Source organism: Kosakonia sp. N21 (assembly GCF_050587465.1).
GTDB lineage: Bacteria > Pseudomonadota > Gammaproteobacteria > Enterobacterales > Enterobacteriaceae.
In genome coordinates this window covers 320,832-346,399 of sequence record NZ_JBOBHR010000003.1, presented here as the reverse complement: position 1 = coordinate 346,399, position 25,568 = coordinate 320,832, and the positions used below count along the sequence as shown (strand labels likewise).

Annotated in this window: 24 protein-coding genes; 13 read left to right on the top strand and 11 right to left on the bottom strand. The window is 47.4% G+C overall.

The genetic code is table 11. From position 1 onward, the window contains the following. Positions 1 to 19 precede the first annotated feature (19 nt). Positions 20 to 1,369: a GntP family permease gene (locus tag ACQ3G7_RS08775; protein ID WP_430889549.1), complete on the top strand. Its 1,350-nt coding sequence runs from the start codon at positions 20 to 22 to the stop codon at positions 1,367 to 1,369. A gap of 34 nt (positions 1,370 to 1,403) precedes the next feature. Here the strand turns inward: ACQ3G7_RS08775 and ACQ3G7_RS08770 are convergent, their stop codons facing one another. From ACQ3G7_RS08770 to ACQ3G7_RS08760, 3 genes are all read right to left on the bottom strand, one after another. Further along, positions 1,404 to 2,024 carry a DapH/DapD/GlmU-related protein gene (locus tag ACQ3G7_RS08770; RefSeq protein ID WP_430889548.1) on the bottom strand — a complete coding sequence of 207 codons (621 nt, stop codon included), beginning with the start codon at positions 2,022 to 2,024 and terminating at the stop codon, positions 1,404 to 1,406. A 121-nt stretch (positions 2,025 to 2,145) separates the two neighbouring features. Next, positions 2,146 to 2,559, bottom strand: a complete 414-nt coding sequence (locus tag ACQ3G7_RS08765; protein WP_430889547.1) for a T6SS amidase immunity protein Tai4 family protein — start codon at positions 2,557 to 2,559, stop codon at positions 2,146 to 2,148. After that, positions 2,556 to 3,050, bottom strand: a complete 495-nt coding sequence (locus ACQ3G7_RS08760; RefSeq protein ID WP_430889546.1) for a type VI secretion system amidase effector protein Tae4 — start codon at positions 3,048 to 3,050, stop codon at positions 2,556 to 2,558. Before ACQ3G7_RS08760 ends, ACQ3G7_RS08765 begins: the two co-directional genes overlap by 4 nt. A gap of 384 nt (positions 3,051 to 3,434) precedes the next feature. Between ACQ3G7_RS08760 and ACQ3G7_RS08755 the strand changes: the two genes are divergently transcribed. After that, positions 3,435 to 4,139 (top strand): hypothetical protein, encoded by a 705-nt coding sequence (locus ACQ3G7_RS08755; protein WP_430889545.1) that lies wholly within the window; start codon positions 3,435 to 3,437, stop codon positions 4,137 to 4,139. Positions 4,140 to 4,324: 185 nt separating this feature from the next. Here the strand turns inward: ACQ3G7_RS08755 and ACQ3G7_RS08750 are convergent, their stop codons facing one another. The 4 genes from ACQ3G7_RS08750 to mmuP form a co-directional block, all read right to left on the bottom strand. After that, positions 4,325 to 4,711, bottom strand: a complete 387-nt coding sequence (locus tag ACQ3G7_RS08750; RefSeq protein WP_430889544.1) for a putative T6SS immunity periplasmic lipoprotein — start codon at positions 4,709 to 4,711, stop codon at positions 4,325 to 4,327. Positions 4,712 to 4,714: 3 nt separating this feature from the next. Next, positions 4,715 to 4,960, bottom strand: a complete 246-nt coding sequence (locus tag ACQ3G7_RS08745; RefSeq protein WP_430889543.1) for a hypothetical protein — start codon at positions 4,958 to 4,960, stop codon at positions 4,715 to 4,717. A gap of 291 nt (positions 4,961 to 5,251) precedes the next feature. Continuing rightward, positions 5,252 to 6,196: a homocysteine S-methyltransferase gene (gene mmuM, locus ACQ3G7_RS08740; RefSeq protein WP_430889542.1), complete on the bottom strand. Its 945-nt coding sequence runs from the start codon at positions 6,194 to 6,196 to the stop codon at positions 5,252 to 5,254. Continuing rightward, positions 6,183 to 7,589 (bottom strand): S-methylmethionine permease, encoded by a 1,407-nt coding sequence (gene mmuP / locus ACQ3G7_RS08735; protein ID WP_430889541.1) that lies wholly within the window; start codon positions 7,587 to 7,589, stop codon positions 6,183 to 6,185. Before mmuP ends, mmuM begins: the two co-directional genes overlap by 14 nt. 278 nt (positions 7,590 to 7,867) lie before the next feature. Between mmuP and ACQ3G7_RS08730 the strand changes: the two genes are divergently transcribed. Together ACQ3G7_RS08730 and ACQ3G7_RS08725 are read left to right on the top strand one after the other, a co-directional pair. Next, complete coding sequence (locus ACQ3G7_RS08730) at positions 7,868 to 8,563, top strand: hypothetical protein (RefSeq protein WP_430889540.1); 696 nt, start codon at positions 7,868 to 7,870, stop codon at positions 8,561 to 8,563. 16 nt (positions 8,564 to 8,579) lie between these two features. Then, the gene (locus ACQ3G7_RS08725; RefSeq protein WP_430889539.1) at positions 8,580 to 8,990 is read left to right on the top strand and encodes a hypothetical protein; all 411 of its coding nucleotides are present in this window, start codon (positions 8,580 to 8,582) and stop codon (positions 8,988 to 8,990) included. A 97-nt stretch (positions 8,991 to 9,087) separates the two neighbouring features. On the opposite strand, the gene ACQ3G7_RS08720 is transcribed toward ACQ3G7_RS08725, so the two are convergent. Genes ACQ3G7_RS08720 through ACQ3G7_RS08710 form a run of 3 tightly spaced genes read right to left on the bottom strand, consistent with a single transcriptional unit; the run spans position 9,088 to position 12,121 of the window. Continuing rightward, on the bottom strand, positions 9,088 to 9,450 hold the full coding sequence (locus ACQ3G7_RS08720) for a hypothetical protein (protein ID WP_430889538.1): 363 nt from the start codon (positions 9,448 to 9,450) through the stop codon (positions 9,088 to 9,090). Positions 9,451 to 9,457: 7 nt separating this feature from the next. Then, entirely contained in the window at positions 9,458 to 9,799 is a 342-nt protein-coding gene (locus ACQ3G7_RS08715) for a hypothetical protein (protein ID WP_430889537.1), read from the bottom strand. A 60-nt stretch (positions 9,800 to 9,859) separates the two neighbouring features. Then, entirely contained in the window at positions 9,860 to 12,121 is a 2,262-nt protein-coding gene (locus ACQ3G7_RS08710; protein WP_430889735.1) for a type VI secretion system Vgr family protein, read from the bottom strand. Positions 12,122 to 12,403: 282 nt separating this feature from the next. On the opposite strand from ACQ3G7_RS08710, the gene ACQ3G7_RS08705 reads away from it, so the two are divergent. The 7 genes from ACQ3G7_RS08705 (at position 12,404) to ACQ3G7_RS08675 (ending at position 21,982) form a co-directional block, all read left to right on the top strand. Continuing rightward, entirely contained in the window at positions 12,404 to 12,865 is a 462-nt protein-coding gene (locus ACQ3G7_RS08705; RefSeq protein ID WP_430889536.1) for a hypothetical protein, read from the top strand. Between the two features lie 12 nt (positions 12,866 to 12,877). Beyond that, entirely contained in the window at positions 12,878 to 14,014 is a 1,137-nt protein-coding gene (locus ACQ3G7_RS08700; protein ID WP_430889535.1) for a PAAR domain-containing protein, read from the top strand. Next, on the top strand, positions 13,998 to 14,273 hold the full coding sequence (locus ACQ3G7_RS08695) for a hypothetical protein (protein WP_430889534.1): 276 nt from the start codon (positions 13,998 to 14,000) through the stop codon (positions 14,271 to 14,273). Before ACQ3G7_RS08700 ends, ACQ3G7_RS08695 begins: the two co-directional genes overlap by 17 nt. Next, positions 14,270 to 14,533, top strand: a complete 264-nt coding sequence (locus ACQ3G7_RS08690; protein WP_430889533.1) for a hypothetical protein — start codon at positions 14,270 to 14,272, stop codon at positions 14,531 to 14,533. Before ACQ3G7_RS08695 ends, ACQ3G7_RS08690 begins: the two co-directional genes overlap by 4 nt. Before the next feature lie 566 nt (positions 14,534 to 15,099). Continuing rightward, a complete protein-coding gene (locus ACQ3G7_RS08685) occupies positions 15,100 to 17,445 on the top strand; it encodes a type I restriction-modification system subunit M (RefSeq protein WP_430889532.1) in 2,346 nt (781 codons plus the stop codon). Next, complete coding sequence (locus ACQ3G7_RS08680; RefSeq protein WP_430889531.1) at positions 17,445 to 18,737, top strand: restriction endonuclease subunit S; 1,293 nt, start codon at positions 17,445 to 17,447, stop codon at positions 18,735 to 18,737. The genes ACQ3G7_RS08685 and ACQ3G7_RS08680 overlap by 1 nt, the downstream gene beginning before the upstream one ends. After that, on the top strand, positions 18,734 to 21,982 hold the full coding sequence (locus tag ACQ3G7_RS08675; protein WP_430889530.1) for a type I restriction endonuclease subunit R: 3,249 nt from the start codon (positions 18,734 to 18,736) through the stop codon (positions 21,980 to 21,982). Before ACQ3G7_RS08680 ends, ACQ3G7_RS08675 begins: the two co-directional genes overlap by 4 nt. A 359-nt stretch (positions 21,983 to 22,341) precedes the next feature. On the opposite strand, the gene ACQ3G7_RS08670 is transcribed toward ACQ3G7_RS08675, so the two are convergent. Beyond that, complete coding sequence (locus ACQ3G7_RS08670; protein WP_430889529.1) at positions 22,342 to 23,037, bottom strand: hypothetical protein; 696 nt, start codon at positions 23,035 to 23,037, stop codon at positions 22,342 to 22,344. A 770-nt stretch (positions 23,038 to 23,807) separates the two neighbouring features. On the opposite strand from ACQ3G7_RS08670, the gene ACQ3G7_RS08665 reads away from it, so the two are divergent. Next, the gene (locus ACQ3G7_RS08665; RefSeq protein ID WP_430889528.1) at positions 23,808 to 24,410 is read left to right on the top strand and encodes a hypothetical protein; all 603 of its coding nucleotides are present in this window, start codon (positions 23,808 to 23,810) and stop codon (positions 24,408 to 24,410) included. Between the two features lie 137 nt (positions 24,411 to 24,547). Continuing rightward, on the top strand, positions 24,548 to 25,249 hold the full coding sequence (locus tag ACQ3G7_RS08660; RefSeq protein WP_430889527.1) for a hypothetical protein: 702 nt from the start codon (positions 24,548 to 24,550) through the stop codon (positions 25,247 to 25,249). Positions 25,250 to 25,568 lie beyond the last annotated feature (319 nt).

Below are 25,568 nucleotides of genomic sequence, written 5' to 3'. Positions count from 1 at the left end.
TGAATAATGAGAGGTCGTTATGCCACTATTTATCGTTGTGGCAGGTATTGCTGTACTCCTGCTTTTAACCATAAGAATTAAATTAAATACCTTTGTTTCTTTAATTATTGTGTCGATAGGCGTCGCCATCGCCAGTGGAATGCAACTCAGTAAAGTTGTCGCCTCGGTTGAGTCCGGGCTTGGCGGCACGCTCGGCCATATCGGCCTGATCTTTGGCTTTGGCGTTATGCTTGGCCGATTGTTATCCGATGCCGGAGGCGCACAACGTATTGCGCTAACGATGTTGAAATATTTCGGTGCGAAAAAGCTGGACTGGGCCGTCGTCTGTTCCGCGTTTATTGTCGGGATTGCGCTGTTCTTTGAAGTGGGATTGATTCTGCTGGTACCCATTTTATTTGCCATCGCTCGTGAAGCCAAAATCTCGCCGATGTATATGTGCGTGCCTATGCTGTCTGGTCTGTTAGTGGCACACGGTTTTCTGCCACCGCATCCTGGCCCGACGGTGATCGCCAGAGAATATGGTGCCGATGTGGGCATGGTGCTGCTTTATGGCATTGTGGTCGGTATTCCCTGCTTTATTCTCTGTGGACCGTTGCTGAATAAAGTGTGCCAGCGCCTGATCCCGGAGGCGTTTAAAAAAGAGGGCAATATTGCTTCCCTTGGCGCAACCCGCACCTTTAGCGAAAATGAGATGCCAGGGTTTGGCATTAGCTTCCTGACGGCCATGCTGCCGGTTATTTTGATGGCGCTGGTGACCATTATGCAGATGGCTCGCCCGAAAGATGCTGGCGACCCGGGTGTGCTCTTTAATATCCTGCTGTTTTTAGGCAACTCCACCATTGCGATGCTGATTTCACTGCTGTTCGCCATTTACACGATGGGCACAGGCAGGGGAAAAACCATCCCGGAACTGATGGATTCCTGTGGTAAGGCGATTGCCGGCATCGCCGGTCTGCTGCTCATCATTGGCGGCGGTGGCGCGTTCAAACAGGTATTAATCGACTCGGGTGTCGGACAGTATATTTCCACGCTGGTATCGGGAATGGACATCAACCCGATTCTGATGGCCTGGGGCGTTGCCGCATTCCTGAGGATTTGCCTGGGTTCAGCAACGGTGGCGGCCATCTCTACCGCAGGACTGGTCATCCCGCTGCTGGCTGCACATCCAAACACCAACCTGGCATTGATTACGCTGGCAACAGGTGCAGGTTCCTGCATTTGTTCTCATGTTAATGATGCCAGCTTCTGGATGATTAAAGATTTCTTCGGGCTGACCACCAAAGAGACATTACTCTCCTGGACGCTGATGTCTACACTGCTCTCCATATCCGGATTGCTGTTTATTCTGCTCGCCAGCATGGTTATCTGATTATCACTCACCTTCAGTGAACCGTCCGCACGGTTCACTGACTCCCCCACTTTTCGCAAAACGCCTCAATGTGCTCATCCTGAAAATCCGCCAGCCGCTCGATGATGGTATCGAGCGGCCAGTCCCACCAGGCGATTTGCTGCAACTGGCGGGCAATCTGTGGGGAAAATCGCAAACGGATGGTTTTCGCCGGTACACCGCCGACAATGGTGTACGGCGCGACATCTTTGCTCACCACCGCACCCGCAGCAATAACGGCCCCATCCCCCACGGTGACGCCGGGCAACACGATCGCCGCATGGCCGATCCACACATCGTTGCCAATGATGACGCTGTCGCCGCGACGGCGGGCAAAGAAGTCATGATCGCGCGTGGCGCTGGCGGAGTAGTATTCCGGGCAATAGGTAATGCGGTGCTGTGACGGGCGTTCCATCGGGTGATTCGGCGCGCCAATACGTACGTTGTTGGCAATTGCCGTGAATTTACCGATCTCCGCGTCGGCAACGGTGCAGTACTCCCCCAGGTAGGAGAAATCTCCCAGCGAGCTGTACTCCGTCAGGCTATTGGCGAGCACTTCGCACTGTTGGCCGATCCTGCATTCGCGCAGGCGAACAGTCGGATCGATCCAGGTTTCCGCTAATTTTACGAGCTTCATCGCTTCTTCCCCTCATCACAGATAGCGCTACTGTATGAGAGATCTGTGTAGGGAAAATGACGGGAAGTGGCAGGTAAATAAAGCCGCAGCAAAGCGGCTTTATGTCATTGAGAGATAAGCGTTACTTCGGGTTGTCCTGCATCCAGCTCCGTTTCGGATGCGGAACATAATCCCGTACCTGCTGCTCAAGCCCGGTGCTGTGATACATGTCGATGCATTTCATCAGGTTCAGTTTTACGTCGTTCCCCTGATGGGAGTGATATTCACGGGCCAGATATTTATCAACCAACTCGCCCATCTTACCCGCACCTTTTTCCGCATCGTATTCGCTCCAGTTGTCCAGACCACTGGCGCTGGCAGCGGCATCTTTACTGGCTCCCGGTTCACTGGCATACGCTTTTGCGACACAAAGTGCTAACGCAGCGTCTTTATAATTTTGCGCATAAGTACGGCTCGCAGCATCAGGACGTTGTGCGTCAGCGGCAACAGCGCTGAACGACAGTACCGTCAGCAGCGCAACAAACAGTTTTTTCATGGTAAAGCCCAGAAGTTGGCATGCTCAGTTTTATAATTTACGCCGGGTTCATTGAAATAACAGTGATCGTAGCACTGAGCACCATTCCATAGTGTTGCGTGGCCCGTGGCATCTCCCCAACCGGATATTTCAAAGAGTATTAATCCTTTTTTTCCCGCCAACTCACCGCCGCCTGCGGGAGGATAACGGGTCACAATATCAGGTTGTCCCCAACGCTGCCGTAAAAAACGAATGACGTCCGCCACGTAATGAAAATACCATCGCCCATCTGCTCCGGAGACAGTTTTCCCCATAATAAAAGGAATAGCTACGCCAGTTTGATTGAGGATGTAGCTCATGCGCACTGCGCAGGTATTCTCCCATGTGCCGTGAGGCGCGATATTCATCGCGACTTTCCCGCCGATGACCTGAGCAACCTTTCCGCCTGAATTTGCTGGGTCATAGATCCTCATGGCGGCAGCCCATGCCATTGAAAAACTTGGTTTTGCCATTTAATCACCTCCGTGTACTTGTGTAAAAATAACACTAGCAGAACCTAACGGTAGATACATCAGAATATGCTTAACTAGTTTGGTCTGCTTCCGGGGAAACAATCTGTTCTTCGGTGAATCGAGATTTTCACATCAGCATCACCTCCGTTCAGACGTAGCCTTCATCATGCCGGAATTGAGTTTCTTAATGGAAAAGAATTTCGATTAAGAATCGACTTAATTGCAGTTAGCGCTACGAAATGAAAGACCTGTGCAGGGGAAATGACACCTTATGATTGGCAGCGCCTATATATTTACACGCCTCAAATACAATTATTGCCGCATAAATTGCAAGCCTATAAGATATGCCGCCAGGACAACACTGTATGATTAAATGGAATAGTCATGACCAAAACAAAAGGGCTTTTGCTCCTGGTAGTACTCGTTATTGTCGTTAACGTTATTTTCTTCTTTGCCGCTGATGACAAGAAAACAAAACAAGAAACATCGAATACAGACGCAGCACACGCACAGACAGCAGCCGCCGTTGATGCGCCTCATCAAGGTTACCAGCGTCATCAGGCAGGTTACGGGCTGAGCCTTGAACTGCCAGAAACATGGGTATTGATGTCAGCAGAACAAACCAAAGAGCTTGAAAAAGTCAGCGAGTCTGTAACCGGTATCTCGCGGGATGATAAAGCCATTTCGCTTTCCGCCAATGCAAACAAAGACGGCAAGTTAAACACCGCGACGGTAAGAGTGGTTTTCACGGATAAGTCGTTTGGAAAAGATGATTTACTCCACCTCACCCGCAGTAATATCGACGATGTTTGCGAAGTGATCTCGTCGTCATTAACGCCGTCACTGGAAAAGATCAACAGCACACTCACCAGCGAGGTCACCTGCTCATTATCCACTGTCAATAACACGCCCGCATTTCTTGCTGAGTTTCATCGCAAAGGTATCCTGGACAATGACGACTGGGAGGTGAAGAGCTACCAGCTCCCGCTTGCGGAAAAAACGGCTGTGCTGACCGTTACCTATAACGTCACGAGCCAGGCCAGCAAAAATGAAATCGATACGGTATTACACAGTGTGAAATTTAACTGACAGATACTGAGCGTATTCAGTTTGCTACGATAGCGGTCAACGTACAGCAATATTGACCGCTATCGGTACGTTATTCTTAAGACTCACGCCATGTTTTCAACACAGCGATTTCTTTTGGTGTGAGGGAACGTTTAAATATTCTGAGTGGTCAGTCCACTCAGTCTTATTACTATCATCATCTTTGTTTATCGTTCGATTCTGATTTTTCCCGGTACATTTGGATCGATCTCAAACGTTATCGTCACTATCTTCCACATATCGAATCGGGTGTTATCTAACGTGTAATTAACGGAATACTTTATGCCCGGTTTAAACACGTAACCCAACGTTGGCAGACAACGGTCACCTTCAGGAATAAAAGGATTCTTATAGAAAGCGTGGTTTACTGTTTCGCCCGAAGCACTGGATATCTCGGCAGCAATGATGCGATCACCATACTGTGAGGGATAGGCAATGCAGATGCTCCCGTTTCGCAGCGACACATTTGCAGTCACCCTATCCGCCATACGATCAGAATAACCCGGGCAACCGGATAACAAGAAAATAGCGCTCAGTAACAGGTAGGGTTTCATTGCTCATGATCCTCTTCCGGTGATGATCTTTTTATACAATGCAGGAATGTCGTAGATATTATCATCTCCCCTATATTTACCTCCACCTCGAGGTTGTTGAAACGCCAGCCACGTTGGTAATCCATAGACTAAAATTATCCAGTAATCGGCAAGGATAGATGGAACAACGCCAACTGAAGATAAAATGAAAGAGATATCATTAAGTTTTACGCTCATTTCCCAGAAGTCCTTTCCTGTCACTCTTTCCATCGTCACTCAGCCTTGTGACATTCAGCGCAAAATGATAAATAAAGTCACTTCATGACCGAATTTAACATTGCAATATATAATCACTGCGGGAAATTTTTCGCCCTTAGATCAGGATAATGGCAAACATTATCTTGAACACACCGATGATATGCCATGGCAGTTGCTCTTGTGGCACAACAATTAACTCGCGCTGAGAATGCAGAGCATAATCTCTTCATTATAAATCCTACACATGAGCATGCCCGGCGCTATCACTACCGCCGGGTTCATTGAGCTCACGCGACTAATATTTTACGCTTTGCTCTCCCATCTCGCTTTCAACGCAGCGATATCTTTTGGCGTCGTGCGGCAGCATCCGCCGATAAGCTTCGCGCCCGCCTCCAGCCATTGCGGTAAATAACCTACCAGAGTCTCGCTCGCGTCACCGTGGCTGCACCACGTTTTTGTCACGGCATCGTAGTGCTCGCCAGAGTTGGGATAAACCACCAGCGGCAGCGCGGTCAGGCTTTGCAGGTGTTTCAACGCCGGGGTGGTCTCTTTCAGCGCAATACAGTTGATGCCCAGCGCCACAATCTGCGGATAGGCCGCCAGCACGCTAACCACTTCGCGCAGTGGCGTACCGTCACTTAAATGCTCGCTGTCGCGCAGGGTAAACGAGAACCAGGCGCGGGCGCGGGGATACTCGCTCAGCAAATCCGCCAGCGCTTTGCTTTCGGCAAAAGATGGCTGCGTTTCGCAAGCCAGCAGATCGGCACCGGCATCCAGAAGCGCCTGCACCCTCGGGCGATGAAAGGCGATAAACTCCTCATGGCTGCGCACATAGTCGCCACGGTATTCCGAACCATCCGCCAGATACGCGCCATAAGGCCCTACAGAACCGGCCACCAGCAACGTGCCCGCGTTGGTTTTTTCAGCGAGGAACGCTTCGCGCGCCTTTCGCGCCAGCTCCACACTCTTACCAATCAGCGCCAGCGACTGCGCCTCATCCAACCCACGGGCAGCAAAGCCTGCGGGTGTGGCCTGGTAGCTGGCGGTAATCGCCACCTGCGCCCCGGCACGAAAATAATCGAGATGTACTTCGCGGATCAGCGCCGGGTTTTCCATCAAGACTTTGGCGGACCACAGGCTATCGGCGAGGTTGCATCCGCGCGCTTCCAGCTCCGTTGCCATGGCCCCATCCAGCACGATAAACGGCTGTTTTTCGAGGATGTGGCTCAGCGGATTATTCTGCGACATGTTCAGGCTCCTGCGTTTTCAGGGTTCGGGTCAGATAGTACGCACCATAACACAGGGCGACAAACGGCAACCCGCAATAGAGGGCGATTCTCTGGCTGGGATCAAACGCCAGCCCGATGCAGGCGACCAGGCACAGCACAAAGCCCAGCACCGGCACCAGCGGATACCAGGGTGCGCGGTACTGCAAGTCACTCAGCGGTTTTCCGGCCTGAAGATGGCGACGGCGGAACATAAAATGCGCAGCGCAGATGCTGATCCACACCGCCACCACCGCAAAGCCGGAGATCGCCGACAGCGCAACGAACACCGTATCGGGCGCAACGACGCTGGAGAAGAGCGCCAGCACGCCCCCGAGCATCGACACGGACAGCGCCGTCAGCGGGACGCCGTTTTTCGTGACGCGGGCAAAGCAGCGCGGCAGCGTGTTTTCATTCGACAGCGACCAGAGCATACGGCCGGAGGCATACAGCCCCGAGTTCGCCGCCGAGAGGATCGCCGTCAGGATAACGAAATTGAAGATGTCCGCCGCATACGGGATGCCCACCTTTTCGAACACCAGCACGAACGGGCTTTTCTCCACCCCGGCCTGCTGCATCGGGATCAGCGCCGCCAGCACACACACGGTACCAATAAAGAAGATCACCAGCCGCGCAATGGTGCTGCGGATGGCAACCGGGATCGCTTTATGCGGGTTTTCCGTTTCCCCCGCCGCAATGCCAATCAGTTCCGTGCCGGAGAAAGCAAAGTTAACGGCGACCATGGTCATCAGGATCGGCAGCGCGCCGTGCGGCAACCACCCTTCCACCGTAATGTTCGATAATCCCGGCGCGGGAGAGCCATCCTGCATGGGGATAAAGCCAAAGATCGCCGCGCCGCCCAGCACAATAAAGACGATGATGGTGATCACTTTCACCAGCGAGAACCAGAACTCACCTTCGGCAAAAAAGCGGGTGGAAATCACATTCAGGCCAAAAATGACCGCACAGAACACCACGCACCATACCCATACCGGCACGTGCGGGAACCAGTACTGCATGCAGAACCCGGCGGCGGTAAAGCTGGAGCCGAGCGCCACCGTCCAGGTCAGCCAGTAGAGCCACGCGACGGTGTAGCCAGTCGCCGGGCCAAGGTAACGGCTGGCATAAACGTGAAACGCGCCGGTTTCCGGCATGGCAACGGAGAGTTCGCCCAGACACTGCATCACCAGCCAGACCACCAGTGCGCCAATCAGGTAGGCGAGCAGCGTTCCCGCCGCCCCGGTGGTCGAAATGATATAACCGGTGTTGAAAAACAGCCCGGTACCAATCACGCCGCCGAGCGACAGCATGATCAGATGGCGGGTTTTCATCGTCCGCTTAAGCTGTACTTTTTCTGGTTCCTGTTGCGTCTGCATATCACCCTTCTAAACGTGTAGACATCTAAACATCCATAGATATTTGTTATATCGTGATTGGTAGGAAAAAGCCAGATGAATGAATGGGTAGCGACAAAAAAGAGGACGGCTTTTCATTGATTAACTTGCCTGAATGTAAGCCATTCATTTATCACTTATATAGAACATCATTATAAAAATCTTAAAAACCCCGCATCGGATGCTGATTAATTTACTTACTGCGCCGCTTAAGTAAAAATAAACCGATTCTCTGCACAAGGATATGTGAGGTAATTAATTTGAGCACTCGTGAAGAAATATTAGATCCTTCCAAATATTGGTCTGAATCGGGTATTAAAAAAGGGCTTTTATACTCTGAAGTCCTGGGCTGGTTGGATATGGGGCACGCCCGTGGCAATGACATTAAAAAATTGATGGACAGTTTTGCCATAGGTGAAGCAAGTGGCAACGACTATTATGACGTTCGGTATGAACAGACAATGGCGATCGACCGATTCAGTACCGGACGCTTTAAAATGTGGCGAATAAAACGCGGAAGAAATATTGAAGAGCGCCGAAGTATAGCGCTGTCTATGATGATGAGTACGGCGGTGGCATTTGAGAACTGGCAATCAATGCCATGGTTCAGTTGGTACACCGACAGCGGTTTCAGCGCTGAGGATCTTGTGTCAGATCTATTCGGGTTTTATAAGTTTATGTTTCCACGCATTTATTGGCATGATCTCCGGATAGCCAGCAAAGAATCGGCGTTGCGTAGATGGGACTATTACGGGCCAATCGGTAGCCACAAAAATAAGGGCTTTTTGCCCCTTTTATTCCCGGATCCGGGCGATAAATTTACATGCCAGAGAGCCCCTTTTAAAGGACAACTGCCCAAATTTATGACTATGGTTACACCTTACAAATCAGCACCTGATGATGTTATCGCTCGCCCACTCAACAAAATTGCTGGCATACTAACTGCGATTGAGTAACTGGACGATGAAAATAATGAAAAGAGCCGCGGCAGTAATTCTGGTTATCATCACAGGATTTATATTGATTGACTGCAGTATGCAGAAAGTCGCTGAGCGCCATCAAGGCTATACCCGATCAAATCTCTGGGCATACTATCTCTATACTGATCGTGAGATACGTAATGCCCCGAAGCTTACAAAAAATTACCACTTCGCCTTCAAGGCCCAGGAGGGTACGCAACCAAATGACAGCAGCATCATTTACGAGCCCAATGCCAGCATCGCAGCACTCAGAGATTATCTCTCTTCTTTGGGGTATATCAGAGTGAAGCAAGAGGGACCAACAGAACAGTGGGAGCGTGATGGAGAACCTTCGCCCTACTTCGTCATTTTCAGAGATCCGGAGAACCACACCCTGACTCTCACCCGTTCGAGTTCTAAGTAGGGAGTGAAATTAACCGTTTTCTTGCCCAAAAATCCCTGCGCCACTCAGTAACAGAACTCCGATATATTTCCTAGTTTGATCGGAGTGTGGCGCGGTTCTAGTTTTTGACATCCCCGAGGACAACTATTTTCTCCGGATTAGAAGCACTGTAACGGATAGTGACTCTTTTTCCGGCCCGATATGCATCCGCATTAGAAATTTTGACGACAATATCTTTTTCCGCATTAATTTCCTTCCCATTAGCCATAAACCAAATGGTTAAACGCAATGAAAGATACCCTTCAACATTTTGGTTTTTATCTTGCTCGACATGCGTGATAAGAGCCACAGCCTCGCTACCCTTCTTTTTTATTTCGTCATTATCACGCTCAGAAACGACAGTATTACGAATAGCAACAATAACAAGGATCGCTATCGCTATGGAGAGTGAAATGAGAAGCCACATTGCAATATTTGCCACTACTTCACTATTCCCCAATTTGCATTACAGCGATGCGGTTATTTTTCCCTTTTTTCACAATAATAGGTAATCCTTTTTGCAACAGATGCATTTGCGAAGGCATAATCAGGGCCTTAGCCGAGTAAAGCTCCGGCACACCATCCAGATGGAAGAAAATGTCGAAAAAGTAGTCATTTCCATACATGGTGTTGGTCTGTTGCCATGCTTCAACTCTGGATTTGTGGAGCTCCCCTGGCCATTTATCGCGCTTCAGATACATTGTCGCTGCGCGGATGCTGGTCGAGTTGCCCCTAAACGTAAAAAAAATCAAAATAATACAAACGATTGGTGCTGCGATACCAAAAATCATACATACCAGCTCCAGGGTTGACAGACTTGCAAAAAAGCTTTTAAAAGACATTGTGAACACTCAACTTATAATAAATAAAGCGTTATTAGTGATATTTGTAACTGTATTAGTTACATTCGTTACGTTCATATTAACAGTAACTGTGCTAGTTTTAGCTTTAAAGACCGTCTTCGACCATTCTTTTAATTTAAATGACGATGAACCCAAAGCTACTGTATTTGACATTAATGAAAGGCTTGTGGTCACACCTGCAGTAGAGACATTGTTTCCATAGAAACTTTCGTTAAGAGCCGTAATGGTCAATGTATGTAATTTAGGTTGAATCAAAGCCTTAGGCGAATTCAAATTAATACCAGTATCACTGGTAATATTAATTTGTTGCGGGCTGTATAGGGTTATTGTTCCATTATTAACATTTTGCGTCCAGTTACCGCTATTTACGTCGATTGTTACTCCACCATCAATCGTTTCTTTTCTTCCTGCACTGCCAATAGTTGTTTCCTGCCCTTGGTCAAACGTCTCTGTTAATTTTTGAGAAACATGATGAGTTTCGTTTCCTGTAACATCTGTGCTTCTACCGTCTTTGATAATGACTTTATCACCATCAGTAATATTTAACGTGCGTCCTTTTTTAATGGTTGTCAATTCACCATTATTGAATGTGTTTGTCTCAGTATTATCAACTGTCGTGGTTCTTTTCTGGCGATAGTAAAATGTTGCATCGCCAGTAATATCATCGTTCTGCTGTTTTTTAATGGTTGTATTTCTGCAACCATCGATATCAACCGTTTGATCGTTCTCTACCGAGACTTTCATATCCTTTTCAGAATGCAGGTCAATTCGCTCATTGCCAGGATTATCCTCAAAGAACAGATAACTGGCGTTATCTTTATGACCATTCTTACTGCGCGTCATAAAACCCATTACAGTTGCCGCTGCAGGTAACTCCCACGGCGGCATACTGGACTCATTATAAACGCGGCCAGTAATAATGGGCCGATCGGGCTCCCCATTGATAAAATCAACCACCACTTCATCACCAACGCGCGGGATCTGTACACCGCCGAACCCCTGGCCTGCCCATGCGCTTGAAACGCGTATCCAACATGAGCTGGTATCATCTTCATTACGCTGACGATCCCAGTGGAATTTTACTTTTACGCGGCCATAACGATCGGTCCAGATACTTTCTCCGGCAGGACCTACTACCTTAGCTGTTTGGGGCCCGTAAGTTCGGGGCCAGGCTGTTTTGCGTTCCGGGCGATATGCTGTGGATGAAGGGATAACCGTAAAATCCGTACGATGCTCCGATTCACCACTGTCCGACGTGGCGTACTGATTCTCTTCAAAATGGTAATTCGCTTCAGTAACCAGGTAGGTATTGTTCTCATTCGAGAAGGGAGCATTTACCAGCTGGAAAATATGCCCCGGTGCAATGCCACTTGCAGTTGCAGTGCCAAAAATTTGTTGATGCTCAACCTGCCAACGTTCCTGATGAATACGTGCATATTTTTCGCCGTGACCATGCTCTGTATAACGACCAGGCCAGTCGTAGACATCAACAGTTCCCGGTTCTGGTGAAGATGCGTTTTGACGCGCCTGGAACAACCATGCATTTGGTTTGCGAAAATCGTAATCATTCAGGCTATATAACCCGGGAGTAATGCTGTCCTCCAAAGCCCATTGACTTATCCCTTCTTCACCCGTAATGCCTCCTGCCCCGGTTTGATGGTAAGGAATCACCTCGTAACCATTAATAGGCTGATACTGACTGCCAGGATCTGTTAATACCAATGTATGGTTACTGGCGCTATGATTGAAATAATAAGAAATCCCCTCTTGCTCCATTAACCGACTGACAAAGTCCAGGCTGCACTCCTGATACTGAACACAATATTCCCAGACACGATAATTTTCTGTCAGTTGATTATCTATATTGACGCGAAAGTCATTAAAAATCTCTTTGACGATCTCCGGTACCGTTTTTCCCTGGAAAATACGCATATTACGGTCACGCTTCATTGGCCAGAGATCGGATTCAACAGTAAGTATGTAAGCAGCATAGCGAGTTCCGGAGAGCTCCAGCGGGCTAACACTAACGCGAGTAATTTTACCGTTCAGGTAACGAGGAGTAAGAAGATTTTGTCCCGGTATCGTGACAGAGAGAGATTTACCAAGGAAATGGCTACGATCGAGTCGGCTTTCTTCCCCGAGTAGGGTTACCGTCCAGGTAAAGGATTCGGAGATCGCTTCGCGACCAGACATTTTCCAGAAGTGAAGTCCTTCATGTCCTTGAATATCTGCAGTAATTCGTGAGTTCATCATAAATTTACCCTGCTTTTTTTGGTTACTTTAGCATCGCAGAAAATGGGAGAAAGCGGATGTTGACTGTTTAGGATTAGTCTTAACCCTGGAAGAGGTAACGAAGAATGGACGGCTCGGAAGTGTCTAGATTATCTGTGGCGATTCAATTCGAAGAGGATTAACCAGCCCTTACTGGTTGTTACGAAACGCAGTTTCACTTAGGTCTAATACTTGTTGTGTATGTGGTTATTGTTTGTAAAATGACCGCCGTGATTATTTCAATAACAAGTAAAGGGACTTATGAAACAGTACACCAATGAACTTACCGCCGAAATGCTGGCAGCCTTTGACCAGTCACCATTCACAACCGAACAGCTCGCGGAAATGAACGAAGAAGCCCGTAGCCTGATCGCTGAAAGAAACGCCTACAACCTCGCTCATCCAGTTACAGCCGCTTATCTGGTTGCTACAGAAGGCAGTTTGACACGCGACGGGGGGACGGTTTTCAGTGAATACAACGGGCAGCAGATCGAAATTGAGGACGGTAAACGACTAAATGTCTCTCTTGTGGGTGATGAAGTTCGTTATCCAGATGGAACCACCGCGAAAATCAGCACTGGAGTAGGTAATACCTCTGGGGACTCAGCAGCTCTTGTCGGTAGCTCACTCGACAACGGCGACGAAATTATCAGTAGCCCTCAGGGAAGTGTCAGAAGAGCAGTACGAGCCGGAGAATCGTTACCTGCTAACTTTCTGAAATAAGGAGACTTAGCTATGGCATCGGTAAACAGAGGCTGCACTGTTCACGGTAAGAATGTTGGTCTGCACGGAGATAAAACCTCTACAGGCTCAGAATGCATCGCCACCCGCACCGGTTTTACGGTCATGGGAAAGCTAAAGCTCTACATCGGCGATAAGACCACCCCTTGCCCGAAATGCGGAAAAGTTGGAGTAATTGTTACTGGAGATCATCGACAGACAAACGGCGTCGCGGTTGCCGTGGACGGTGCTGAAATCAACTGCGGCTGTCCTAGTGGATCAAATTTCCTTATTGCGCCTGGCACCGTTGAGGTTAATACCCCTTCCTGGGCTACAGCACCTGTAGAGCCAGTGCAACACGCCCAAGTAGCGAAGAAGCAAAACAGCTTTGCTGACACCTGCAAGCCGGAAGATAATCCGCTACTGAACGGCGTTTACATCTGGACTGAAACCAAAAACGCAGGTCACGCTTTCGTTTCAGTGCACGAGAATAACAATGTCTATCTTTACACTTATGGTCGTTACGGCAGAACCAATCGCAGAGGCTTTACGGGAGATGGTATTCTTAACTTCCTGAAAGATGAAGACGCAAGGGTTTACTATCGTTCTGAACTCTATGAGATGGGTGCTCGTGTTTTCCACATAGACGATGCCGACCCGGTGAAGACAAGAACGTTCTTCGGAAACCTTTGGAACAGCAGTAAGCCAGCCATCCAAACATCAAAAATGCCAGAAACCACAAGGAGGAGAGGCCATACCATTGATGAGTATGACGTTACTGGCAGCAACTGCACCACACATTCAGTTGCGGGGATCAAGTTTGCTGGATCAAGGGTATTTGAGCACGGTTACACATCAACGACGACACAACTACCTATTGAAGCCGAAGAGGATTTCACCGTTCCGGTATCGCTGCAAAGATTTCTCATCGCAAAAGGTGGAGACATGTCCTCAATGCTTGTCGTTGAGATGACGGGAGTATTCAAAGAACAATACCCTAATTCAGGCAACTTGCAGCCATTCCAGGAAACTCTCGGTGGTGTAGTTCAACATGTTGCAGCGGAAGGTGCAGCCACTGGCGATTCATTGTCTCCGTATTCCGGCGGCACTGTAGGTGGCATATTAGGGGGATCTTATGGCGATGACGAATAGAACTAAAACCGTTTTCCGATGGGGTGGGATTGTCATTGTATCGCTTTGCTACTTTATCGCACTGATGCTCTCTACCTTCTCTTTTTCCGCATTCAGCGAGAGTGAAAGTATGCGGCTTTCTGGCCCAATCCAATTAAAAGAGTACCATGCTTCGATAGACTCGATCATGCAAGCCACTGATGGTGTTTTTAATGTCGCTTTTTTTGGATTTGCGATCTGCGTACCTCTTATTCTGCTTATCTTTAAAAAGATAAGATGATGAATAATAAGTTCTGGATCAGGTGGGTGAGTATCGCGCTAATCTGCGTAGCGTATTACGTTATCGTGCTGTATTTCGATCTTGTCTTCGCCCTTAACTTCTCCGAGACAATGAGCCAGGGCGAGGAGTTTACGCCTTCTCAATGCACTTGGTTTGTTAAGGAACTATCGCAAAATCACTCTGATTCAGCGTTAGCCTCTATTGTTGGTTTCGCTGTCTGCGTCCCTCTGATCCTGCTCATCTTCAAGAAAGTGAGATGAATGCCAAAGGCTGGAGAGATCCAGCCTTTCCCCTTCTCCCTGATTTCAGACAATAGAAGCCATAAAGCCCCGTTAGTGGTAAGGAGACAAGCGGAGCGTAACAACTTCATCAGATTGTCAGAGAGAGCACACCTTATCAGGGTGCTCGTGTACCGTTATGCAGTCACTCGTTGGCCAGATCGCAGAACAGGCGGATATGTCTTGTACGGAGCATCAGGTCAAGAGCGAACAGTCAAAAAGGCTCCCTTGATAATCAGCGTGTATAGTCAAAATCAGTTGACCACTACAGTTCAATTGTACCGGTTAACTAGTAAAACAAACTTAAAATCAAAATGTTAAATATAAAAAACCTGCCTTTTATGATATGCGATAGCTGAGTTATTAGCGCTAGCAATACGTTGCTGATTAAGAGTGCCCTTATCAAAAGGAATTTGTTGCTTGTGCTCGTACGTTCTGGCGGTATGATTTTCCGCAACTTATTTTGTTGCACATGTGTTCGCAGGCTTTTGACAGGACAGTGTCCCTTCTGCGACAGATGCTCACACTAAAGCTTTTTTGGAATCATTATGTCTAACAATAACTTCTCTCAAACGGCTGCGTTTATCTGGTCGGTGGCTGATCTGCTGCGCGGTGATTTTAAACAGTCTCAGTACGGGCGTGTGATCCTTCCCTTGACACTGCTGCGTCGCCTTGAGTGCGTGTTGGCGGATACCAAAGATGCAGTTGTGGCGAAATATGATGAATTAAAAAACAGCAAGCTGCCAGAAGATGCCAAAGAGAAGTACCTGCTGCGCGCCAGCGGCCTTTCCTTCTTCAACACTTCGAAGATGGATCTGGGCAAGATGGGGCAGAACGACATCAAATCCAACCTGGAAAGCTACGTGCAGGCGTTTTCACCGGACGCGCGTGAAATCTTCGAACACTTCAAATTCAGTGAGTTTGTCAGCCTGCTGGAAGACGCCAACCTGCTGTTCAAAGTGGTAAAGAAATTCGCCACCACCGACCTGAGCCCGAAAGCGATTTCCAACTATGAAATGGGCCTCGTGTTTGAAGAGCTTATCCGCCGCTTTGCGGAAAGTTCTAACGAGACAGCCGGTGAACACTTCACCCCACGCGATATTGTGCGTTTAACCACCTCACTGGTGTTTATGGAAGATGATGAAGCCCTGACGCAGGATGGTATCATCCGCACCATTTATGACCCGACGGCCGGGACTGGCGGCTTCCTCTCTGCGGGTATGGAATATGTGCACGAACTGAACCCTAACGCGGTTATGCGTGCCTTCGGTCAGGAGCTGAACCCGGAATCCTACGCTATCTGTAAAGCCGATATGCTGATCAAAGGTCAGGACGTCAGCCGTATTAAGCTGGGTAACACCCTTTCTAACGACCAGCTACCGCAGGATCAATTCGACTACATGCTTTCTAACCCGCCGTTCGGCGTGGACTGGAAAAAGATTGAAGGTGAGATCAACGACGAGCACACGCAGAAAGGCTTTAACGGTCGATTTGGCCCGGGCCTGCCGCGCGTCTCTGACGGTTCGCTGTTGTTCCTGCTGCATCTGATCAGCAAAATGCGCGACACCCACAATGTGGATGGTACCGTGAACAACGGCGGGCGTATCGGGATTATCCTTAACGGCTCGCCACTATTTACCGGCGGTGCAGGCAGCGGTGAAAGTGAAATCCGACGCTACATTCTGGAAGCCGATTTGCTGGAAGGTATCGTCGCGCTGCCAACAGACATGTTCTACAACACCGGTATTGCTACCTACGTCTGGATCCTCTCCAACAAGAAAGCGCCTGAGCGTAAAGCTAAAGTGCAGCTGATTGATGGCACTAACTTGTGCGGCAAAATGCGTAAATCATTGGGTTCCAAGCGTAACCTGATGGGTGATGACGATATCAAATTGATTACACAGACCTTCGGTGATTTTAAGGTGGTGGATGCCACAACCCTGGAAGAACTGGGTCTGGAAAAAGTCGCTGAGCAAAAATCCAACCGTGGTCGTCAGTCTGCCACCGCCAAAACCTTCGCCAGCAAAATCTTTAACAGCACCGACTTCGGCTATCGTCGCCTGACCATTGAACGCCCGCTGCGTTTATCCGCTCAGGTCACTGATGAAGCGATTGCGACTCTGCGCTTTGCGCCGAAGCCATTTAATGCGCCTATGGAACGCCTGTATGAAGAGTTCTCTTCGCAGTGGCAGGAGAATAATTACGGTGATTTCTCCGGGTTGGAAGCAGAAGCGCGCGCCATTATTAAAGCCGAGTTCGCTGAATTGAAAGAGAAGCAAATTAAAGACCTGCTCGACAGCAAGCTGTGGCTGGCGCAGCGCGCATTGATGGAAAAAGCGCAGCAGATTCAGGCGGCTTTGGCTACGCAGGCAGGTGGTAAAACGCGGGTGAGCAATGACTTCAACCAGTTCCAACTGACCCTGAAAGGGGCAATTAAAACCGCTGGCGTGAAGCTGGATACGAAAGAAAACAAACAGTTTATCGACGCTATCACCACCAAAAGCCCGGAAGCCGAGCCAGTGGTGAAGAAAGCGCTGAAAGAAGCAGCTCAGCCGCTGTACGGTGCGTTTGAATACAAAGGTAAAGTGGTTGAATTCGAACAGGACGGCGAGCTGCGCGATAACGAAAACGTGCCGCTGAACCCGGCAGTGTCTACCAGTGACCTGATTGAAAATTACTTCAAAGCAGAAGTACTGCCACATGTGAATGACGCGTGGATCAACGCCGATAAGCGCGATGTGAAAGATGGTGAAGTGGGGACTGTGGGGTACGAGATTCCGTTTAACCGCCATTTCTATGTCTATCAGCCGCCGCGTCCGCTATCCGAGATTGATGCCGATCTGGATGCGGTCAGCGCCGAAATTATGAAGCTGCTGCAGGAGGTACATTCCTGATGGCAAAGTATAAGGCGTATCCGGAGTATAGGGATTCTGGGGTTGAGTGGTTGGGGTTAGTGCCTAAATCTTGGACTATTTGTAGATTAAAAAACTTGGCGACAATAAAAAACGGCCAGGATTATAAATCTGTTCAAAGTGATGATGGCTATCCAGTTATGGGGTCAGGTGGGCAATTTACGTTCGCATCTAAATTTATGTATGACAAGCCATCTGTATTACTTGGACGCAAGGGAACTATAGACAAGCCATTATATATAAATGAGCCATTCTGGACTGTTGATACAATGTATTACACGGAGTTAAATGAAGGTTTCGATGCAAAATATCTTCATTATCTTGCGCTCACGATACAGTTTTCTAGGTATTCAACAAATACAGCACTGCCAAGCATGACTCAGGAGCATTTGAGTAATTATAAGTTTTCCGTACCAAAGGCTGAGTCAGAACGGAAGAAAATAACCGAGTTTTTAGATCTCGAAACCGCAAAAATCGATGACCTGATCGCGAAACAACAGCAATTGATTGAACTATTGAAAGAAAAACGTCAGGCAGTGATTAGCCATGCCGTAACCAAAGGGCTAAATCCTGATGTGGCGATGAAAGATTCTGGTGTTGAGTGGTTGGGGGAGGTGCCGGAACACTGGAGAGTTTCTAGCCTTGGTTACTATAGCTCACTCAATACGGGAGCGACTCCCGACCGTTCAAATTCTAAATACTGGAACGGAGAGATTGCTTGGATTAAAACCGGAGAGGTTAATTACAACAACATATCCTCCTCCGAAGAGAAAATAACATCTGAGGCTGTGAAAAACACTTCTGTTCGCCTTTCCCCTCCCGGAACACTGCTAATGGCCATGTATGGCCAAGGAATTACAAGAGGAAGAGTTGCAATATTAGATATCAGCGCAACTTACAATCAGGCATGCGTTGCTATTTCTCCAAATGAAACACTGTTGAATGTATATCTAAGATTGTTCTTTATGGCAGGTTACCATGCAATTCGTGACGGTGGTAATGAAACAAGCCAAATGAATTTAAATGCAGATATTGTTAGGAAATTTAAGATACTGGTACCACCAGTATCTGAGCAAAGAGAAATTGTAAGATATTTAGATTGCAATCTACCTCAGATAGAAATTCTATTAGAAAGAGCCGATTCGGTTATTGCACTATTACAAGAACGCCGCACCGCCCTGATCTCCGCCGCCGTCACCGGAAAAATCGACGTCCGCGATTGGGTTGCCCCTGAGAAGCAGGACGTTGAGGAGCCACAGGAGGCCACCGCATGAGCATGGACAGCACCAAGGAGCTGATTTTCCAGAATGAGATAATCGCTCAGATGGAAGCAACAGGTTGGATTCGTGGAAAAACGGACGGCTATGACCGCGAACGTGCGCTGTACTCGCAGGATGCGCTGACCTTTGTGCAAACCACACAGCCGCAGGAGTGGGAGAAGTTTGCCAAAATTTATCCTTCGGATACCGAGCGTCATTTCCTCGATGCACTGGTGGCGCAGCTGAAAAAAGCGGACATCAACGCCACCGATATGCTTTCACGCACTTACGGCACGCTCGGCGTGCTGCGTCATGGTATCAAAAGCCATAATGCGCGATTTTCCCTGTGTCAGTTTAAGCCGGAGCATAACCTCAACCCGGAAACCCTGACGCGCTACAAACAGAATATCTGCCGTATCGTGCCTGAGCTGGTTTACAGCCCGCATGCGTCGAACGCCGCATTTGAAGAAACGGGCGTGAAGGCGAAGAAATGGCGCATCGACCTGGTGTTGTTCGTCAATGGCCTGCCGATAGCGACCCTGGAGCTGAAGTCTGAATTTAAGCAGACGGTGCAAAACGCCATCACGCAATATAAGAAAACGCGTTTGCCAAAAGATCCTGGCACCAATAAACCCGAGCCGCTGCTGACCTTTAAGCGCGGCGCGCTGGTGCACTTTGCCGTCAGCCAGTACGAAGTGTTTATGGCGACCAAACTCGATGGCGATAAAACCTTCTTCCTGCCGTTTAACAAAGGGACCCATGACGGCGGCGCGGGGAACGATATCCCGGAAGATGCCAATGACTACGCCACCAGCTACCTGTGGAACGAGGTGCTGCTGCCGGACAACCTGCTGAAAATTCTCGCCAGTTTTGTGCATCTGCAAATCGTCGAAAAAGAAGATGCCATTGGCCTGAAGTACAAAAGTGAGAGCCTGATTTTCCCGCGCTATCACCAGTGGGATGTGGTGAACAAACTGATCACCGCCGCCACGGTGGAAGGGACCGGCAATAAATACCTGATTCAGCACAGTGCGGGGTCGGGCAAATCGAACTCTATCGCCTGGACGGCCCATCAGCTTTCCCGCCTGTATGATGAAAATGGCGAGAAGCAGTTCCACTCGGTGATTGTGGTGACGGACCGTACCGTGCTCGACGATCAACTGCAGGACACCATCTATCAGTTTGAACATCAGGATGGCGTGGTCGGGCGTATCAATAACAAAGAAGGCGACGGTTCGAAATCGGAGAAGCTGGCCAGCGCGCTGGAAAACTCGCAGCCGATTATTATTGTCACCATTCAGACCTTCCCGTTTGTCCTGAAGGCGATTGAAAACAGCGTCAGCCTCAAGCAGCGTAAATATGCGGTGATTGCCGATGAAGCGCACTCCTCACAGAGTGGTTCTACGGCACGTCAGCTGAAAGAAGTGCTGATGACCGAAGAAACGGATGACGACGTGGAGATGTCTTCAGAAGATATTCTGGATGCCACCGTCGCCGCGCGTAAAGGCAGCAACAACCTCAACTATTACGCCTTTACCGCCACACCGAAAGCCAAAACGCTGGAGCTGTTTGGCCGTCGCCCTAATCCGCAGGAACCGGCGTCTAAAACTAACAAACCGGAAGCGTTCCACGTTTACTCAATGCGTCAGGCCATCGAAGAGGGCTTTATTCTTGATGTGCTGAAGAACTACACCAACTACAAAGTGGCGTATAAGCTGCTGCAAAAGCTGGACGATCCTGACCGGGAAGTGGACAGCAAAAAAGCCAAGATCAAACTGAACCAGTGGGTCTCGCTGCACGATCATAACGTGTCGCAGAAGGTGAAGGTGATTGTTGAGCACTTCCGCAAGCATGTGATGCACTTACTGTCCGGCCAGGCCAAAGCGATGGTGGTGACCAGTTCGCGTAAAGCGGCGGTGCGCTATAAGCTGGCATTCGATAAATACATTGCAGAGCAAAAGTACGACAGGATCAGCGCGATGGTGGCGTTCTCCGGGGAAGTGGAATTCCATGCAGATGACAACAACAGCCTTGCGCTGCTTAACCAGAAGTTCACCGAAATCAATATGAACCCAGGCCTCAAAGGCCGGGATATGCGCAAAGCGTTTGATACCGATGACTACCAGGTGATGCTGGTGGCCAACAAATTCCAGACCGGTTTTGACCAGCCCAAGCTGTGCGCCATGTACGTGGATAAAAAGCTGGGCGGCGTGGAGTGTGTACAGACGCTGTCGCGCCTGAACCGTACCTATCCTGGGAAGGCGCAATCCGGAACCTTTGTGCTCGATTTCTACAACGAACCCGACGAGATTTTGGGTGCTTTCCAGCCGTACTACCAGACAGCAGAACTGACGGATGTCAGCGATCCACAGTTGGTCTTTGAGCTTTATGAAAAGCTGCGCACCAGCGGTATTTTCCTGTGGAACGAAGTAGAGCAGTTCTGCGAGGCGTTCTTCAGCAAAAACAAATCCAACGCGGCCATTAGCAATATCTGCAAACCTGCGGTGGAGCGCTGGAAGCATCGCTACACCTCGGCGATTGATGCGTATGTGCTGGCCAAAGAGATGTTTGAACGCACCAAAAAAACCGGCGATGTTGTGCTGATTACCAATGCGGAAAACACCTTTAAGGACTGCGAGAAAGAAAAAAGTAAGCTGGATATCTTCAAGAAAGATCTCGGCAGCTTTGTTCGCTTTTACGAGTTTATGTCGCAAATCGTCGATTACGATGACAAGAGCTTAGAAAAACTAAGCCTGTTTGCCCGTCACCTGCGCCCGTTACTGCATGAACAGCGCATTGAAGAAGATGAGATTGATTTAAGCAACGTAGAGATGAGCCATTATCGTCTGTCAAAGCTTCACGAACAGCATCTGAAGCTGCAAGAGGACGCAGAAGAATACAAAATCAAACCGGGTAATGATATCGGTACGGCCAAGCCGAAGGACAAGAAAGAGGAGTTTCTGTCGAATATCCTGGCTCGTCTTAATGAGCTATTCGTCACCGATAATCTGACCGATAAAGACATGATCAATTATGCCTTCGCGGTGCGCGACAAGCTGTCAGAAAACCAGGCGGTGATGACCCAGATTGCGAACAATACGCGCGAACAGGCGATGCTCGGAGATTTCCCGAAAGCTATTGATGATGCCGTAATGGACAGCAACGACGCTCAACAGGATATGATGATGCAGTACCTCTCCAACCCTGAACTGGCGAAAGGCTTTGCCCGCGTAGTATTCGATCTGTTGAAAGGGATTTGAAATCTGGGGCCGCTGGCCCCATGAATCGCCACGGTTTTACCAAACAAGAAAGTGATCTAAAACGAATCACACAGAGCTAAAAACGAGGCAAGCCGCATAGCCCCAGATTCCAGACAAAAAAAGCCACCCGGAGGTAGCTTATTTTTGCATCACTTGGTGCGAAGGCCGGACTCAAATCATTTCATATATCAATGAAAATAAAAGAATAAATAAAAACAAACTCTTGATATGCCCCCTTTTGTGCCCCCATAATTTTTTTTTCGCCTCAGAGGCATGTAACTGTTTGAAGTAAATACGTGATAGTACTTTTTTGCTCAACTCGGTTAGGTTCCGTCAATCGGATCCTTACCAGAACGGATTTAACCAGCCATTAATGATAGTGCCGCTTTGATGTAATTTTCCTCTGGTTTAAATCTCGACATATGGCGCACACAAATTACTGGGATGTTTCTGCCGTTGAGTTTGGCTATAAAAGCGAACGTGGTGTGATAGCCCTTAGGGTGAGAATATTTTAGCGTGGAAGCATCGCCAAAGTGTTGAAGTAATAAACTCGCGGCAGAAAGCGTTTGAAGACTATTGCTATACGCAACAATGATCTCGGGCTCACTCAGCGACATCGTTACTTGTTCGAAAAATGCCATTGAGCTTTTGATTATTTCTTTCACAGTCATGTTGAAATGCTGCGCTTCCTCCCGAAGCGTCGAAGCATTACGGGAACACATCATCAGCGCGTTGGTATAAATAACATCCTCCCAGCTATAACCGAGGCTACCAGGTATTTGCTGTAGCCTTTTTGCCAAGTGCGTTATCCCCCACTTTCCCTGAATACCCTGCTGAACACCAGAAATAAGAGGGTAAGCGTGATCCCGTAGAACCGACTGAGCATTAGTCATACAGGCATCTGCTGACGAGCCGTTGAAGCCCATCATAACCAGCCGTTTTCTGGAAGGTGGTGCGGCCAGAAGTTCAAAAGCACAGTCATACGGTCTACCCGGTAAATTCGCCAGCCCCAGACGTGATAGCCCCGTTAGAATATAATCTCTTGTCTTATCCATCAAAAAATTGTCCATCAAAGCTGTTATTCAGATCATACGAGAAAAAAAGTTTTTTTCCGATTAACTGATCACACTGTTCACCAGCGATAGTTTTTCTTTATTTTCAACAATATGACTAATGAATACATGGTGAAGAGTGAACAGTGCATTGTTCACCTTTGTGTCGGTGGGAGTTAAAATCCGCCTTCATAGAAGGCGGCATTGATTTCGCCCCATAGGGGCGTATTAAAAACCTTTAAAAAGAAGTCTCCTGCCCGCCCTGTAAGATTTAAATCCAAAGACAATAAGGCAGAACCAAACCTGTTGATGACCACGCCCACAGGACGTGGTTTTCAGTTGGCAATAAAAAGACCGGCAGGAGCCGGTCTGAGTGGGTTATTTCACTGCGGGTTCGTCGCACTTCGTAGCCAATCGTTGGCAGAGTCTGAATAAATTCGCTAATTAATTGAATTAAAATGTTTTTTAGTGAATTGGACTTGCATTCGTATACCTAAGCGTATACCAATGTTTATATGTAATATGTCATTCACAAGCTGACTTATTGAGTTTTGCGCCTTATCTTTATTATTAAATAACAATAACATAAGCATCATAATGAGAGGAGGGAATGCAATCTACCACTTAAATGCGGACTTTAGCCGTTAAAAATAAAGCGTATGGTCGCTTGATTATCAGTTTTGGTTAAAAAGCATTCTAACCAGGTGACGTTTTGTTATAATATTTTCAGGTTAGATATTATTTAACATTTCGGCGATAAAGGGGATGAAACGATGGGAAAGCGAAAGAAGCCATCTGGAACTAGTACATCAGTACAAATCACTTCCTCAGGAACTTACATTAAAAAAATAGACTACCCTCCAGCAAAGGACGAAATTGAGTTACTGATAGCAGAATCATTCTGCGAGGGAAAACCTGCGCTAAATCCCCACATTGCACGTTATGGTAGTTTCACCAAACTTGAACCTCAACACGAGAACAGCTTGGATTTCCAAGTCACAACAGAGAAAAAAGGTCAAAGATGGCTCGAATTAACAGAATTTGCCCCGTTAGAAAAGTTCGGTGGTAAGTATGGGAATATACCTGCTGCATGGAATGCTGAAGATATGATTGCCTCATTTTTAACCCTGATTAACAATAAAAAAAATAAATGCTATGGTGATGAGGTTATTTTGCTTATTTACATTACACACGACACATTATTTGTTCCTCCTCCAGTTCTTCGGTACATTCGTAATCGTTTAGAATCCTTAACCATTCCATTTGAGACTATATATTTTCTATCTCCCCCATCGAAAGTATGGCAATTATATCCTAATGATATTAAAGATGATGGGCCTGTGTTATCTTTTGGGACTTCTAATATAATAACCTGAATGATTTCCTGCATAAGTTTGCATTGCTTCGTTTTCAGGATGTTATGGAATGTAATACTATTTTACAAAGCGCGATATTTCTATATGCAGTATAGTTCCAAAAGTTGTAAAGCATTATGATTTCTTGGTGCTTATTTATGAGTTTGATAGGAATTGTTAAAAAAACATTTAATTTGAGTTGTGAAGAGAGGGTGTTGATGTTAATGATGCTAAAAGAAGTTCTGAGTATCCCGGTAATATCAAGTATTATTCTTGCTATCTTGGCTGCGATTTCAAAAAAATATACTCATTTCAGTCGTCGTGATTTTTTTTCACGATCACCAGATGAACAAGTGAAAGCAATTAAGTGGCTTAGGCAGGAAACTGATCAAACTTTAGACCCATTAGCTAAAGCTGAACAACAGTTCCGTCTTCAATCATTTGGTCTTCATAGAGATAGGGATTTATCATGTAAGCTAATTGCATTTCATTCCAGTCAACCTCAATCGTATATCCCGGCGCTTAAATCGATATTACGCTGGCCTGGTCTGTATGATGTTGACAATGGAAAAATAACCCCTCACAGACATCAGTACTGGGCTATACCAGGTATGATGCTTTATTTATTATTGGTAATAGGTACAGAGATTGTAAAAAATTGCTCAAAAAATGATTCCACTCAGTTTATTATAACCTTAGTAATTTCTTTTGTAGCGTTTACTATGTGGTGTTGGCTTGCTTACTGCTCCCTGAGTATTTACACAATGAGTAAAAGATTAAATGAATACAATCCACTATTGGGTGCACATAAATCCTATCGTGACGATTTTAGCTCTATTCTTAACGATGAGCATTCTTGATTTTGGTACTTTTTAAAGAGAAGATAATGCAATGTAATAAATAGATATGATTTTTAATTTGTTATTTTAACGATTATTTATCGCGTTCAAATATCTATTACTCTTTATGCATAGATGCTTACAAAGTCCACATCTCGCCAAAAGCTTTCAGATACTTAGGGGTATAATTAATACTTGGAGAGCCTAGCATCTTATACTGGCGGCGGGAATTTACAACTAGAGCGATCATTATAATTGCATTAAACAAAAGCCACTAAGTCATATTAAGAGAATTTTTTTCAGATTAACTGGCCACACTGTTCACTCTTGATAATTTTAC

Excerpts from the sequence above, each read along its gene's own strand:
- ACQ3G7_RS08690 (WP_430889533.1), top strand. The coding sequence starts at position 14,270 with ATGATGAATAATAAGTTCTGGATCAGGTGGGTGAGTATCGCGCTAATC.
- ACQ3G7_RS08705 (WP_430889536.1), top strand. The coding sequence starts at position 12,404 with ATGAAACAGTACACCAATGAACTTACCGCCGAAATGCTGGCAGCCTTT.
- ACQ3G7_RS08770 (WP_430889548.1), bottom strand. The coding sequence starts at position 2,024 with ATGAAGCTCGTAAAATTAGCGGAAACCTGGATCGATCCGACTGTTCGC.
- mmuM (WP_430889542.1), bottom strand. The coding sequence starts at position 6,196 with ATGTCGCAGAATAATCCGCTGAGCCACATCCTCGAAAAACAGCCGTTT.
- ACQ3G7_RS08760 (WP_430889546.1), bottom strand. The coding sequence starts at position 3,050 with ATGGCAAAACCAAGTTTTTCAATGGCATGGGCTGCCGCCATGAGGATC.
- ACQ3G7_RS08775 (WP_430889549.1), top strand. The coding sequence starts at position 20 with ATGCCACTATTTATCGTTGTGGCAGGTATTGCTGTACTCCTGCTTTTA.
- ACQ3G7_RS08715 (WP_430889537.1), bottom strand. The coding sequence starts at position 9,799 with ATGATTTTTGGTATCGCAGCACCAATCGTTTGTATTATTTTGATTTTT.
- ACQ3G7_RS08675 (WP_430889530.1), top strand. The coding sequence starts at position 18,734 with ATGAGCATGGACAGCACCAAGGAGCTGATTTTCCAGAATGAGATAATC.
- ACQ3G7_RS08695 (WP_430889534.1), top strand. The coding sequence starts at position 13,998 with ATGGCGATGACGAATAGAACTAAAACCGTTTTCCGATGGGGTGGGATT.
- ACQ3G7_RS08665 (WP_430889528.1), top strand. The coding sequence starts at position 23,808 with ATGGGAAAGCGAAAGAAGCCATCTGGAACTAGTACATCAGTACAAATC.
- ACQ3G7_RS08765 (WP_430889547.1), bottom strand. The coding sequence starts at position 2,559 with ATGAAAAAACTGTTTGTTGCGCTGCTGACGGTACTGTCGTTCAGCGCT.
- ACQ3G7_RS08755 (WP_430889545.1), top strand. The coding sequence starts at position 3,435 with ATGACCAAAACAAAAGGGCTTTTGCTCCTGGTAGTACTCGTTATTGTC.
- ACQ3G7_RS08725 (WP_430889539.1), top strand. The coding sequence starts at position 8,580 with ATGAAAAGAGCCGCGGCAGTAATTCTGGTTATCATCACAGGATTTATA.
- ACQ3G7_RS08750 (WP_430889544.1), bottom strand. The coding sequence starts at position 4,711 with ATGAAACCCTACCTGTTACTGAGCGCTATTTTCTTGTTATCCGGTTGC.
- ACQ3G7_RS08685 (WP_430889532.1), top strand. The coding sequence starts at position 15,100 with ATGTCTAACAATAACTTCTCTCAAACGGCTGCGTTTATCTGGTCGGTG.
- mmuP (WP_430889541.1), bottom strand. The coding sequence starts at position 7,589 with ATGCAGACGCAACAGGAACCAGAAAAAGTACAGCTTAAGCGGACGATG.
- ACQ3G7_RS08710 (WP_430889735.1), bottom strand. The coding sequence starts at position 12,121 with ATGAACTCACGAATTACTGCAGATATTCAAGGACATGAAGGACTTCAC.
- ACQ3G7_RS08680 (WP_430889531.1), top strand. The coding sequence starts at position 17,445 with ATGGCAAAGTATAAGGCGTATCCGGAGTATAGGGATTCTGGGGTTGAG.
- ACQ3G7_RS08660 (WP_430889527.1), top strand. The coding sequence starts at position 24,548 with ATGAGTTTGATAGGAATTGTTAAAAAAACATTTAATTTGAGTTGTGAA.
- ACQ3G7_RS08670 (WP_430889529.1), bottom strand. The coding sequence starts at position 23,037 with ATGGATAAGACAAGAGATTATATTCTAACGGGGCTATCACGTCTGGGG.
- ACQ3G7_RS08745 (WP_430889543.1), bottom strand. The coding sequence starts at position 4,960 with ATGGAAAGAGTGACAGGAAAGGACTTCTGGGAAATGAGCGTAAAACTT.
- ACQ3G7_RS08700 (WP_430889535.1), top strand. The coding sequence starts at position 12,878 with ATGGCATCGGTAAACAGAGGCTGCACTGTTCACGGTAAGAATGTTGGT.